Source organism: Rufibacter ruber (assembly GCF_001647275.1).
Lineage (GTDB): Bacteria > Bacteroidota > Bacteroidia > Cytophagales > Hymenobacteraceae > Nibribacter > Nibribacter ruber_C.
This window is the reverse complement of the sequence record NZ_LRMM01000002.1, coordinates 129,358-143,056: the sequence shown is the minus strand read 5'-3', so window position 1 is coordinate 143,056 and position 13,699 is coordinate 129,358. Positions and strand designations below refer to the sequence as shown.

The window sequence follows — 13,699 nt, the reverse complement described above, 5'->3', positions numbered from 1 at the left end:
GCATTCTTTTGCCCAACCGCCTTTTAGAGTAAAATTTTCTTCGTTGAACAGACTAAAGCCCCGGCTACTATGGCCGGGGTTTTGTTATTTTCCTGTACCAGATACTCAATTTTTAAAGCAGCTATGGCCAGTGTGACGTAGCTACAGACGCAACATATAAAGCTTTTCCTCCCTTGCCCCATCCTGCCTACCGGCACTTAGAACATGCCTAATTTTGTCTTTTGCGTTTCATCACGGCATCACAAGAACCTGACTTTGCCTTTTTTCCCACCGAACCGCTACATAGCCCTTCAAATGGCTTTGCCAGATCCTTTTGCTCCCCTTTTTTCAGCCAGCAAGAACATTATCTGAACAAACCCTAAAACCAGAGAATGTTGTACTTGAGCAATTAAAATCATTAGGCCGGAACCCAACAAAAATTACAAACACCACTGCCACAGAAAGCTGAACACTTGCCACTGCCCTTAAACAAGCCATTTCTCCCGCCTGATGTACTATTGATGTACTGGTAATCCTGCCCCTGATGTAGTAAAGTAGTATCTGTAAGATAGAGTTTGTCTGTATAAACAGAGTTCTTTGTTTGGCAAGCAAGGCTGGCCACCCCTGTCTCTATTCTTTGCGCATCTTACTAGGCAGCCCACCTCTCGTCTATGACAAGATTGTACCCGGCAACAGGTATATCAAAGGCCCAGGTTCGGTTTCAAGTACTATCTAAGGTGGTCCCCCACCTGCTGGGCGAACGCCTGCAGCTTTGTGTGAGGGGAGATGGCTGAAGGGTTCACCATTAAATCTGGAGATTTGACACGGAGGCAAGCCCCGCAGAAGTATTTTAAAAATAAATAAGGATTTGTAGAATAGGAGTAATTCTAAAAACTCGGCTCCTTCTGGGGGTCGAGTTTTTTTATTTCTGTTTTTGCCTGTTTTTCTAAAAACAGGCCAAAAACAGAAATAAAATTTTAGACGAGGAAAAGGAGGCGGTAAAAAAAAATGGCCATCTTCACAGCCTGAACGTACAGCACCATCTGGCTAACTACTCGCCCATGAAACGTATCGCCATCTTCCCCGGCTCTTTTGACCCCTTCACCAACGGCCACTTTGATGTGGTGCAACGGGGGGCCGAGCTCTTTGACAACATTATCATTGCCCTTGGGAACAACAGCAGCAAAAACCGTTATTTCCCGGTAGAAGACATGGTGGCTATCATTGAGGATCTGTTCAAAGACAATTCCAGGATCAGCGTACAAGCCTACAAAGGCCTCACCGCCGACTTTGCCAAAGAGGTAGGGGCGCGCTTTTTACTGCGGGGGCTCCGCAATACCACAGACTTTGAGTATGAGAATACCATTGCGCAGGCAAACCGGCACGTAAACCCAGACCTGGAAACGGTTTTCCTGATCACTTCCCCTAAACTGGCGGCAATCAACTCCTCCATTATCAGAGAGATTCACCGCTTTGGGGGCAATGTGCAGGATTTTATTCCTTTCCGGCTTTCCGCGTTGCCCGCAAAAAATCTCTGATGACAAACTGTATGGAGGCGTAAGACTTAGGCAGCACCTCCAGCACTTCATCTGGGGTCATGAAACGCACCTCCTCAATAAACTCCTCCGCCTGGGGCTTCATGAGCGTATCGTCCAGGCACTGCATGGTGTACCAGTTGGTTTTCTTCAGGATCTTCTTGCCTTTGTAGGCATAAGAGTGCCACGTGTTGGGCAGTTCACCGGTAATGGCCACTTTGATGTTGCACTCCTCCTCTACCTCCCGCAGCGCGGCCAATTGCACCTCCTCGCCTTTGTTCAACTTCCCTTTAGGCAGGTCCCAGGTGCCCAGCCGGTGAATCATAAGGATTTTACCGTCTTTGATCACCAGTCCGCCGGCGGCTTTAATGATCTTAAACTGGTCTTTGAGGTGCTCAATCAGTTTTTTCTTGCGGTCTGTGACCAGGGTGAGGGAGTCCAGCTTCTTGAGCTTTTTCACTTCCATGAGCCGTACCAGGCGGTCTACCAGCGCGGCATCAGCATCACGCAGCAGCACATCACCCACCAGATCTTTGGAGGTAAACTGATCGTCTTTATCCAGCACCAGGTCATACTTGTGCTTAAAGATCTTTTCACTGCTTTTCTTGATAATCAGTGGGATGTCATTGATAAAGACATTCATGCAGGGTAAATGCTAAAGTACGTAGCCTATAGGCTACAAAGAAAGTAAGAATTTTTTCACAGCACAAGGCAAGTCTGGCCGGAAAGATTAAAGTGTTTTGAGTATTTTCGCCCATGCCACAGACAGAAACCGCCGCCCAGATAGCGGCTTACCTGCTGGAGACGCAAGCGGTACGCCTGCGCCCAGAACAACCGTTCAAGTGGAGTTCCGGCTGGAACTCGCCCATTTACTGTGACAACCGCGTCACGCTCTCTTTTCCGCATATAAGGTCTTACATTAAAAAAGCCCTTGCACAGGCCATTCAGGCCCAGTATCCAGAGGTGCAGGCTATAGCCGGGGTAGCCACCGCCGGCATTGCGCAGGGTGCCCTGGTGGCTGACCTGCTGGAACTGCCGTATTTATACGTGCGTCCTGAGCCAAAGAGCCATGGAATGGGCAACCAAATTGAAGGAAAACTGGAAGCAGGCCAAAAAGTGGTGCTGGTTGAGGACCTGATCTCTACCGGCGGAAGCTCTTTGAAAGCCGCCAAAGCCGTTGCGGCCGCCGGCGGCCAGGTGATAGGCATGGCCGCCATTTTCACCTATGGTTTTCCGCAGGCAGACCAGAATTTTGCAGAGGCGCAGATCCCGCTGCTGTGCCTGAGCAACTACAGCTCTCTCCTTGAAACCGCCGCCGCCCGGCATTACATCTCGCCAGACGCCATTGAGACCCTGCGCCAGTGGCGCCAGGCCCCAGAGGTGTGGGGAATTTAAATTAATTCAGAACTAGGAATGGGGAATCAAGAATTAAGTAAGGAGACAGAAATTAGCATATATTCTTTCTCTTTGCCATCCTGACAGGATCTCGGTTGCGAACGGTAGCAGCTTGCTAATTATCGCTTTTGAGTTCTCCTCCAGGATATTTCTAAGATGGCAAAATGTATAATTAAATTTGTCTACGTACTTATATCTCACTTTCTGTTTTGGGGCTGTTTTTCTGAAAACAGCCCCAAAACAGAAAGTCCTCCATCTATTGAGTCAACTCTACATAGAAGTACCTAATTAGGGTAATCATTTTTCTTAATTCCCCATTCTCAATTCCAAATCCAAATGAAGATTGGCCTTCTCTCAGACACGCACAGCTATGTAGATGACCGTATTCTGGCGCACCTGGAGGGCTGTGATGAGATTTGGCATGCCGGCGATTTTGGTGCGGTAAAAGTCTCTGAGCGGCTGTCACAGGTGGCTCCCCTGCGGGGGGTGTACGGCAATATTGACGCCGCTGACATACGGCACCTGTACCCAAAGAACCTGAGGTTTGACTGCAACGGCCTGGAGGTTCTCATGACCCATATTGGCGGCTACCCCGGTAAATATGCCCCAGAGGTGCGGGCCATGATCAAAGAGAACCCGCCGGGGTTGTTTATCTGCGGGCATTCGCACATCTTAAAGGTCATGACAGACCCTAAACACGGCAATTTGCTGCACCTGAACCCCGGCGCCGCCGGATGGCACGGTTTCCATAAGATCAGGACAATGCTCAAGTTTGCCGTTGAGGGCGGTAGAGTAACCCGGCTACAAGCCATTGAGCTTGGTAACCGGGCATAAAAAAAAGTGTAACCGCTGTGGTTACACTTTCCATGTATCTTTCTGTTCAGGAGTAAGCGCGTGCAGTTTGCCGAAAGGCAGTAGGCGAACGAAAAAACGCGGGATTACTCAGCAGAAGCCGCAGCCGTGGCTGGAGCGCTTGTGAAACGGGCTTTCAGCTCTTCCACATCAACATTCTTGATCACTGGAGTAGACAACAACTGCTTAATCACACGCACTTTGTTGTTCTGTCTTGCCTTATTCTTGCGGTCTTTTCTTTTTAATCTGGTAACTGCCATCGGTCAATATTTAAAATTGAATCGCAAAAGTAAGTTTTTATTTTTACAATCTCAACCCTTACCAGAATAAAAATCACATGAACTTGATTGATCTCCGGAGTGATACGGTCACCAAACCTTCGCCTGCTATGCTGGAAGCCATGTTCAAGGCGCCCGTGGGCGATGATGTGTACAGTGAAGACCCAACGGTACTGGAGCTGCAGGCGTACGGGGCCAGCCTCTTCGGGATGGAAGCGGGCCTCTTCTGCCCTTCTGGCACCATGACCAACCAGATTGCCATAAAACTGCACACCCAGCCGCTCACAGAGGTCATTTGCGAACGCACCAGCCACGTCTATTTATACGAGGTGGGCGGTATTGCCTTTAACTCAGCGGCGTCAGTGCATCTGATTGAGGGGGTGCGGGGTAAGATAACGGCAGAACAGGTGGCCGCCGCCATTAACCCAGACAATATACACTATCCGGTCACGCGGCTGGTCTCCTTAGAGAATACCGCCAACAAAGGCGGCGGCTCGTTCTACACCCTACCAGAGATTGCGGCCATTTCAGAGGTGTGCAAACAGCACGGGCTGGCGCTGCACCTGGACGGCGCCCGGGTGTTCAATGCCCTGACCGCCTCCGGCGATGCTCCAGAAACCTACAGCCGCTACTTTGACACCATCTCGGTCTGCCTCTCCAAAGGGCTGGGCGCCCCCGTGGGTTCTCTGCTCCTGGGCCCCAAGCCTCTGATAGAGCAGGCCAAACGGGTACGCAAGGCCTTGGGGGGCGGTTGGCGGCAGGCAGGCTACCTGGCGGCAGCCGGACTCTACGCCCTTCAACACAACATTGACCGCCTGCAGGAAGACCATGACCGGGCCGCCCAGCTAGGTGCCGCGCTGCAGGCGGCACCCTATGTGACAGAGGTGATGCCGGTAGAAACCAACATTATTATTTTCACCCTGGCTCCAGAGGTCAACAATGACCGCTACTTAGAGTTTCTGAAGGAAAACGGCATCTTAGCCTCCTCCTTCGGGCCTAAGCAGATCAGAATGGTAACCCATTTAGACCTTACCCAGGAAATGGTGGCCAGGCTTATACAGGTGGTTACCAGTTTTAAAGCTTAGCCTACTGTTACTTTCTGTTTTGGGCTGTTTTCAGAAAAACAGCCCCAAAACAGAAAGACAATAAACATCTACAGCACCTATAAGTTGCACCTGTCCCCCTCCTTTCAACTTTTCCAATACCACCTTTTTCCCTACTCGCTCGCCTACGTCTGTATCACCCTTTGTTCAACGTATCAGAACAGAACCAACCCTATCCCGTATCATTAAATTATTTGCAACATATTTTTAATATGTTTGTGAAATTCACTTTGTTTGTAAACATTTTATACGATATTTGTTAAACGAACCTTAAAAATGTAAGTACTGTGTGTGGAATTGTTTGTGCTTTTGATTTAAAAGAGTCTCCTGAGGCGTTGCGTCCCCAGGTATTGGAAATGGCAAAGTGCATTCGGCACCGGGGGCCAGACTGGAGCGGCGTGTACAGTAACGCAAAAGCCATCCTGGCCCACGAGCGCCTGGCTATTGTAGACCCTATCTCCGGGAAGCAGCCGTTGTTCAGTGAAGACGGCAGCCTGGTGCTGGCCGCCAACGGCGAAATATACAATCACCTGGCGTTGCGCCACCAACTGACCAACGCCTATAACTTCCAGACCAAGTCTGACTGCGAGGTGATCCTGGCGCTTTACAAAGAAAAAGGGGCCAAATTCTTAGACGAGCTGAACGGCATCTTCGGGTTTGCGCTGTATGATATTGAAAACAACGAGTACCTCATTGCCCGTGACCACATGGGCATCATCCCGCTGTACATTGGCTGGGACCAGAACGGCACCTTCTTTGTGGCGTCAGAACTCAAAGCCCTGGAGGGCCGCTGCACCAAAATTGAGCTGTTCCCGCCGGGCCACTATCTTTCCAGCAAAGAAGAGGGCTTCCAGAAATGGTATGACCGTGACTGGATGGAATACAAGAATGTGGCAGAGAATGAAACCAACATCCAGGAGCTCCGGGAGGCGTTAGAGGCGGCCGTGCACCGGCAATTGATGAGTGATGTGCCGTATGGCGTGCTGCTCTCCGGCGGGCTGGACTCCTCTATCACGTCAGCCGTTGCCAAGAAATACGCAGAGAGACGCATAGAGAGCAATGACGAGGAAGCCGCCTGGTGGCCTCAGCTTCATTCGTTTGCCGTAGGCCTGGAAGGTTCCCCAGATTTAGCGGCGGCCCAGAAAGTGGCTGACTTCATTGGCACGGTGCACCATGAGATCAAATTCACCATTCAGGAGGGGATTGACGCCATCAAAGATGTCATCTACCACCTGGAAACCTATGATGTGACCACCGTGCGGGCGTCAACGCCCATGTACCTCATGGCACGGGCCATCAAGGCCATGGGCATCAAGATGGTGCTCTCCGGCGAAGGTTCAGATGAGATTTTTGGCGGCTACCTCTACTTCCACAAGGCCCCCAGCGCCCAGGCCCTTCATGAGGAGACGGTGCGGAAACTGGACAAACTGCACATGTATGACTGCCTTCGGGCCAACAAATCACTGGCCGCCTGGGGCATTGAGGGCCGCGTACCGTTCCTGGACAAGGAGTTCATGGATGTGGCCATGCGCATCAACCCCCAGGACAAAATGATCAACGGTGAGCGCATGGAAAAATGGATACTGAGAAAGGCCTTTGAAGATTATCTGCCCGCCAGCGTGGCGTGGCGCCAAAAGGAGCAGTTCTCAGACGGCGTGGGCTACAGCTGGATTGACACCCTCAAAGAGATGGTGAACGAGAAGGTGAGTGATGAGCAGTTGGCCAATGCCCGGTTCCGGTTCCCCATCCAGACCCCGGCCAGCAAGGAGGAGTATTACTACAGAAGTATCTTCGCCAGGCATTTCCCCAGTGACGCGGCGGCACTATCTGTACCGTCAGTGCCGTCTGTGGCGTGCAGCACCCCGGTGGCCCTGGAGTGGGATGCCTCTTTCAAAAACCTCAATGACCCTTCTGGCAGAGCCGTGGCCAACGTGCACGCAGATGCCTACCAGAAAAAGGAAGTGGCGGCCCTGGCCGAATAAATTCCCATCATTGCCTAACAAGCCCCACCTGCCTGAGCAGGTGGGGCTTTTGCTTTTCAGTCTGCTGCGTACTTCCCGCAAATGCGTTTTAGGGCTGTTTTTGGGAAAACAGCCCTAAAACGCATTTCACCATTCTATAGGAGGGGAAACACCTCTGCTGCTTCACCTCAGAAACAGGTATTTCTTTTTTGCCTCACTACCGTTACCTTTAGATGTAAAACGAAAGATTATAAGGCGGTTCGTGGGCAAAATATCACCCCGGTCTTGGTTTCTCCTAGTACTGCTGCTGCTGGCAACAAAGGCGGCCGGTGCCGCTGTGCCTCCCCCTGACACTACCTTTTCCGCCCCGGCGGCACGGTATTCAGGTGAACCTGTACTGGACATGGAGGCGTTGCTGGAGCCTTTTATGGAGTCAGATTCCTCTTCGGCGGTGATTCCCTTTACCCGGGCAGGCAACCTGATTCTGATCAAGGCCACCGCAGACACCACCGTGGGCAACTTTATCTTAGACACCGGGGCCCCCCATCTGGTTTTGAACATCACCTATTTCAGGCAGTACCCCATCTCCCGCTCCAGCCAGGCAGAGCAGACCAGCGTCACGGGCACCTCCCAGGCAGTGGCCAGCACCTGGGTGAAAAAATTTACCATGGGTCCGTTCAAGTACCTGCGCTCCAAGGCCCACCTCACAAACCTGGGGCACCTGGAGAATGCCAAAGGGGTTAAAATACTGGGGCTGCTGGGCATGGAACTATTCAAGCGGTTTGAAATGATTATTGATTATGAAAACAACCTGCTGTACCTGCAACTGATCAGTAAAAAAGAAGCAAAGACCTTTAAAAGCGCCCACCTCTCAGACACGGCCGCTTTTCACGAGGTTCCCATTTACTTCAAAGACAACAAAATAGTCACCAGCACAGAGGTGGCCGGCAAAAAAATTGAGTTCATTATTGACAGCGGCGCAGAGACCAACCTGCTGGACAGCAGGCTGCCAGACAAGATTCTGGAAAGCGTAGCCATCTCCCGCAGGGTCATGCTAACGGGAACCGGGAACAAAAAAGTGGAGGCGCTGTTTGGCTCTTTAGACAATCTGGTGATTGGGAACCGTAGCTTTGGGGCCATGGATGTGTTGATCACCAATTTTGAGAAGACCTGCTTCACCTATAACGGGTGCGTGAACGGGGTGCTTGGCTACAGTTTCCTGGCAGAACGCAAAGTGGGCTTTAATTTTGTGACGAATAAAATGTACCTATTCAAATGAGCAGCAGGTGGCAAACATACAAACGGCAGTTCTGCCGGGGCGGCTTCTTCTGGCTGCTCCTGGTGGTAATGCCCTTGGCGGCCCTTGCGCAGAACCCGGAGAAGAAATACACGGTGAAGCAGGGCAAAATGTACATTGAGCTGAGCAAGCAGATCAGAACCACCGCGCTAGACAGCTTTATCACCCAGTTTGACCTGAAAGAGCTTGGCCTTAAAACTTTACTCAGAGAAAACAGGGCTGACTCCCTGCGCGCGGCCGGTTGGCACCTGGAGGCCAATGATCCAAACCGTGTGCTCCTCAGCAAGCCCATGTCTGGTGCCGGCAGCATCAATAGCTCGCTAGACCGCATGAACCTTTCCCAGGACCTCAAGGCCATAGCGGCCCTTTTTCCGGCGGTACGGTCAGATATCAGGTACGGGTACAACCGGTTTAAAGGCAAAGACCCCTTTCCGGCCACCAACTCCACGGTCACCTTCTTCCTGCGCAACTTCACAAAGGCCAGAAAAGTGACCTTGGCCGGCAGCTTCAACAACTGGGCGCCAGAGGCCCTGCCCATGACCAAAACCGACAGCGGCTGGATTGCCCCGGTTTCCCTTAAAAGCGGCAAATACTGGTATAAGTTTGTGGTAGACGGGAATTGGCTCATTGATCCAGACAACCAGCTCCGGGAGAATGACGGGCGCGGCAACACCAACTCTGTCTTCTACAAAACCAACTGGCTGTTCAGGCTGCCCTCGTTCCCCAATGCCAGACGGGTCTACCTGGCCGGGAGCTTCAATGACTGGCGTGAGCGGGAACTGCTGCTTGTCAAGACCCCCCACGGTTGGGAGCTGCCCCTTTACTTAGCCGAAGGCACCCACACCTACCGCTTTATTGTAGACGGCAGCTGGTATGAAGACCCCTCCAACCCGAACAAATACCCCAATGAGTTTGGGCAGTACAACTCCGTCATTCGGCTGGGCAAGCCGCACCTGTTCAAGCTGCATGGCTACCCCAGCGCCCGGCAAGTGGTGCTCACCGGCTCCTTTAACGGCTGGCGCGAAGATGAGCTCTTCCTCAGCAAAACCGCAACCGGCTGGGAGATCCCCTACACCCTGGGCCCCGGCAATTACGCCTATAAATTCAAGGTAGACGGCAAAATGATTGCAGACCCAGCCAACCCCAACCGGGGGGGCGAGCGCGGAAACTCTTACCTGATCATTCAGCCCAACTACACGTTCCGGCTCAAAGGCTACCCCAATGCCAAAAAAGTGACCCTGGCCGGCGACTTCAACAACTGGGACCCAGAGTCTTTTGTGATGCGGCGCGAAGACAACGAGTGGGTGTTCCAGGTGCACCTCTCCCCCGGCAAAACCCGCTACAAGTTTGTGGTGAACGGTAACTGGATCTTAGACCCCGCGAACAAGCTGTGGGAGCAGAATGAGCATAACACCGGCAACTCCATTCTCTGGATAGAGCAATAGCCCTGCCTGGCGGGCTCTTCGTTTTTTCTGTTTTGGGGCTGTTTTCTAAAAAACAGCCCCAAAACAGAAAAATCCAACCGGCCTTGTGAAAGCGGCAGAGTTGGTACCAGGGGGCCACAACCATAATAGGGTGACCTGCGGAAATAAAGGAAACCTGTACTTTCTGTTTTCGGGCTACTTTCAGAAAAACAGCTCAGAAACAGCCCTATACGGGCTCCGCTGCTTTATTTCCTGTTGGTTCCCAAACATTTTGCCTGCCGTTCTAATTATTTACAGTAACTTTGCAGTCCATAAGACAAACACTACTTATGGCTTCTGCTAAATATATTTTTGTTACGGGGGGTGTGACTTCCTCTCTCGGGAAAGGCATCATCTCTGCTTCCTTGGCTAAACTTCTGCAAGCGAGAGGTTTCTCTGTAACCATCCAAAAATTTGACCCCTACATTAACATTGACCCCGGCACGCTCAACCCCTATGAGCACGGCGAATGCTATGTAACCGATGACGGTGCTGAAACAGATCTGGACCTGGGGCACTATGAGCGTTTCCTGAACGCCCCCACCTCGCAGGCCAACAACGTCACCACCGGCCGCATTTACCACAACGTCATTACCCAGGAGCGCCAGGGCGCCTACCTGGGAAAAACCGTGCAGGTGGTACCCCACATCACAGACGAGATCAAACGCCGCATGCTGCTTCTTGGCCAGAGTGGTGAGTTTGACGTGGTCATCACAGAGATTGGCGGGTGCGTAGGTGATATTGAATCCCTTCCGTTCATTGAAGCCGTACGGCAGTTGCGCTGGGAGCTCAACCCCAGTGACAGCGTGGTCATTCACCTGACCTTGCTCCCGTACCTGAAAGCCGCCGGTGAATTGAAAACCAAACCCACCCAGCACTCTGTAAAGGCGCTGTCTGAGTCTGGCGTGAACCCAGACATTCTGGTTTGCCGCTCTGAGCACTCCATTCCCGCTGAAATGCGCCGCAAGATCGCCTTGTTCTGCAACGTGGCACCCAACGCGGTCATTGAGTCGCTAGACGCTGAAACCATCTATGATGTGCCGCTTCTCATGAAAAAAGAGAAGCTGGACGAGCGCGTGATCAAGAAACTGAAACTGACCAGCCGCCAGGAGATCAACCTGGACAGCTGGAAAGAGTTTCTGGGCCGCCTCAAAAACCCAACCGAGGAGGTGAACATTGCCCTGGTGGGGAAATACGTGGAACTGCCAGACGCCTACAAATCAATTATTGAGTCTTTTATCCACGCCGGCGCCTTCAATGAGTGCAAGGTGCACCTCAAGTTCATCCAGTCTGAGTTCATCACGCATGAAAACGTGCACATGCACTTGGAGAGCATGGACGGCGTGCTGGTAGCCCCCGGCTTTGGGGAGCGCGGCTTTGAAGGAAAACTGGAGGCTATCCGGTTTGTGCGCGAGGCGGGAATTCCGTTCTTTGGGATCTGCCTGGGCATGCAGACGGCAGCCGTAGAGTTTGCCCGCAACGTGCTCGGCTACCCTGACGCCAGCTCTACAGAGATGAACCCTGAAACCACCCATGCCGTGATTGACATGATGGAAGAGCAGAAGCAAATCACCCAGAAAGGCGGCACCATGCGCCTGGGGGCCTATGCCTGTGACCTGAAGCGGGGTTCTAAAGCCTACCAGGCTTACGGCAAAGGGCACATCACTGAGCGCCACCGCCACCGGTACGAGTTCAACAACCAGTTTCTGCAGGCGTTTGAAGAAGCAGGCATGGTGGCCTCTGGCGTGAACCCAGACACCGGGCTGGTGGAGGTGATTGAGCTGCAGAACCACCCCTGGTTTGTGGGCGCGCAGTTCCACCCAGAGCTGAAAAGCACCGTGCTTAACCCGCACCCGCTGTTTGTGCGGTTTGTGAAAGCCGCCATCACCTACACAAAAAATAAAAACAAATAACCACTTAGAAGTCAATATGGATAAAAATCAAGCAATAGGCTTGGGCCTGATTGCCGTGCTGATACTGATGTACAGCATTTTCTTCATGGACGGACCAGCCCCTCAAGCGGCTGAGCCAGTTATCACAACCACTACCGGAGCGGCGGCCGGTAAAGATTCTACGGCAGCTGCCACTCCCCTCAATGATTCTATCGCCACGGCGCAACGTGCCTCCCAACTGGGGGAGTTCGCCTCTTTGGCCACCGGCACCAACCAGCAGGTGGTGCTGGAGAACGAAGTGGTGCGGGTAACCCTGGGCAGCCAGGGCGGCAAGGTAGAAGAGGTTCTACTCAAAGACTACAAAACCTGGGACCAGAAGCCGCTTATCCTGTTTGACACCGAGAGCAGCCAGCAGGTTTTCTCATTTCAGACGGCCTCTGGCAAAACAGTCCGTCTGTCTGACCTGAACTTCCAACCTTCTGGGGTTGCCTCAGCCACCGTTGACAATGCCCCGGCTAAAAAGGTGACCTTTACCGCCCAGGTGGCCCCCGGCCAGGTAATTGAGCAGGTGTATGTTCTACGGGACCTGTCTTATGAGGTAGACTATCAGCTAAACTTCAGGGGCATGGACCAACTGGTGGCCCAGAAGCCCATCACCCTTACCTGGACAGATGAGCTGAAGCGCCTGGAGCAGGACATCAAGCAGAACCGCAACCATTCTACCGTCAACTACCTGACTGTGGAGGGGGATTTTGACAAGCTTTCTGCCAGCGCCACTGACCCTGAGATTGAGAAACTGGAGGAGCCCGTGAAATGGGTAGCCAACAAGCAGAACTTCTTCACCGCCGCCATCATTGCCCAGAACCGCTTTGAGAACGTGGAAGTGGAAAGCTCTTTCCGTCCGGAAGACACCCTCCAGGTGAAAACGCTCAAGTCTAAACTTGACATTCCTATCCAGGATGCGTTAAGCGGCAAAGCCAACTTCACCTACTTCTTCGGCCCCAATGACTATGACGTGCTGAAGAATGTGACTGATGACTTTGACCGGAACCTGGAACTGGGCTGGGGTATCTTCGCGTACGTGAACAAGCTGCTCATCATTCCGGCCTTTGACTTCCTGGAAGACTTCATTGGCAACTACGGTATCATTATTATTTTACTGGTGCTGTACATTAAGCTGATCCTGAGCCCGCTGACCTACAAGTCATACGTTTCTATGGCCAAGATGAAGGTGCTGAAGCCTGAGATTGACGCCATTAAAGAGAAGAACGAGGGGGATATGCAAAAGACGCAGGCCGAAACCATGGCCCTGTACAGCAAGATGGGCGTAAACCCCATGAGCGGCTGTATTCCTATGCTGCTCCAGATCCCTATCCTGTTTGCCATGTTCAACTTCTTCCCCAACTCTATTGAGTTGCGGCAGGAGCCGTTCCTGTGGGCCCATGACCTGAGTACGTATGACGTGTTTGCCAAGCTGCCGTTCACCATTCCGTTCTATGGCAACCACGTGAGCATGTTTACCCTCCTGATGACGGCCTCCACCATTCTGTACACATGGTCCAACAACCAGGTGAGCACCGTGCAAGGGCCCATGAAGTTCTACTCCTACCTCATGCCGGTGATCTTCATGTTTGTGTTGAACAGCTTCCCGGCCGGTCTGAGTTTCTATTACTTTGTCTCCAACATTGTCACCTTTGGCCAGCAGGCCCTGATCAGATACTTTGTAGATGACCAGAAGATCCGGAAGAACCTGGACGATTACCATGAGAAAAACAAAGGCAAAGAGCCGAAGGGAGGTTTCCAAAAACGCTTACAGGATGCCATGAAGGCCGCCGCAGAGCAGGAATCTAAACGTAAGAAAGGCGGCAAATAAGCGTGCCACTTTAAAACAGCAAAACCCGGCCTTACAGCCGGGTTTTGCTGTTTCAGGCCCTTCCTGCTCTT

General features: G+C 52.2%; 10 protein-coding genes. 9 read left to right on the top strand and 1 reads right to left on the bottom strand.

Going from position 1 to position 13,699, the window contains the following annotated elements:
- Positions 1-1,040 precede the first annotated feature (1,040 nt).
- Entirely contained in the window at positions 1,041-1,517 is a 477-nt protein-coding gene (gene coaD / locus A8O25_RS01595) for a pantetheine-phosphate adenylyltransferase (RefSeq protein WP_066829841.1), read from the top strand.
- On the opposite strand, the gene A8O25_RS01590 is transcribed toward coaD, so the two are convergent.
- Positions 1,474-2,157 (bottom strand): NUDIX hydrolase, encoded by a 684-nt coding sequence (locus tag A8O25_RS01590; protein ID WP_066829838.1) that lies wholly within the window; start codon positions 2,155-2,157, stop codon positions 1,474-1,476. The two genes, coaD and A8O25_RS01590, sit on opposite strands and share 44 nt — an antisense overlap.
- Positions 2,158-2,270: 113 nt before the next feature.
- Here A8O25_RS01590 and pyrE point away from each other — a divergent pair, with 113 nt between their 5' ends.
- The 8 genes from pyrE to yidC all read left to right on the top strand — a co-directional run bounded on the left by pyrE (position 2,271) and on the right by yidC (position 13,628).
- Positions 2,271-2,909 carry an orotate phosphoribosyltransferase gene (pyrE, locus tag A8O25_RS01585; protein ID WP_066829835.1) on the top strand — a complete coding sequence of 213 codons (639 nt, stop codon included), beginning with the start codon at positions 2,271-2,273 and terminating at the stop codon, positions 2,907-2,909.
- A gap of 336 nt (positions 2,910-3,245) precedes the next feature.
- The gene (locus A8O25_RS01580; protein WP_066829832.1) at positions 3,246-3,743 is read left to right on the top strand and encodes a metallophosphoesterase family protein; all 498 of its coding nucleotides are present in this window, start codon (positions 3,246-3,248) and stop codon (positions 3,741-3,743) included.
- Between the two features lie 355 nt (positions 3,744-4,098).
- On the top strand, positions 4,099-5,124 hold the full coding sequence (gene ltaE / locus A8O25_RS01575; RefSeq protein ID WP_066829829.1) for a low-specificity L-threonine aldolase: 1,026 nt from the start codon (positions 4,099-4,101) through the stop codon (positions 5,122-5,124).
- 305 nt (positions 5,125-5,429) lie between these two features.
- Positions 5,430-7,124, top strand: a complete 1,695-nt coding sequence (gene asnB, locus A8O25_RS01570; protein WP_066829827.1) for an asparagine synthase B — start codon at positions 5,430-5,432, stop codon at positions 7,122-7,124.
- A 316-nt stretch (positions 7,125-7,440) separates the two neighbouring features.
- Positions 7,441-8,382, top strand: a complete 942-nt coding sequence (locus A8O25_RS01565) for an aspartyl protease family protein (RefSeq protein ID WP_153042546.1) — start codon at positions 7,441-7,443, stop codon at positions 8,380-8,382.
- On the top strand, positions 8,379-9,845 hold the full coding sequence (locus A8O25_RS01560; protein WP_066829823.1) for a glycogen-binding domain-containing protein: 1,467 nt from the start codon (positions 8,379-8,381) through the stop codon (positions 9,843-9,845). Before A8O25_RS01565 ends, A8O25_RS01560 begins: the two co-directional genes overlap by 4 nt.
- A gap of 308 nt (positions 9,846-10,153) precedes the next feature.
- Positions 10,154-11,776, top strand: a complete 1,623-nt coding sequence (locus A8O25_RS01555; protein ID WP_066829819.1) for a CTP synthase — start codon at positions 10,154-10,156, stop codon at positions 11,774-11,776.
- A 16-nt stretch (positions 11,777-11,792) separates the two neighbouring features.
- The gene (gene yidC, locus A8O25_RS01550; protein WP_066829816.1) at positions 11,793-13,628 is read left to right on the top strand and encodes a membrane protein insertase YidC; all 1,836 of its coding nucleotides are present in this window, start codon (positions 11,793-11,795) and stop codon (positions 13,626-13,628) included.
- Positions 13,629-13,699: the final 71 nt, after the last annotated feature.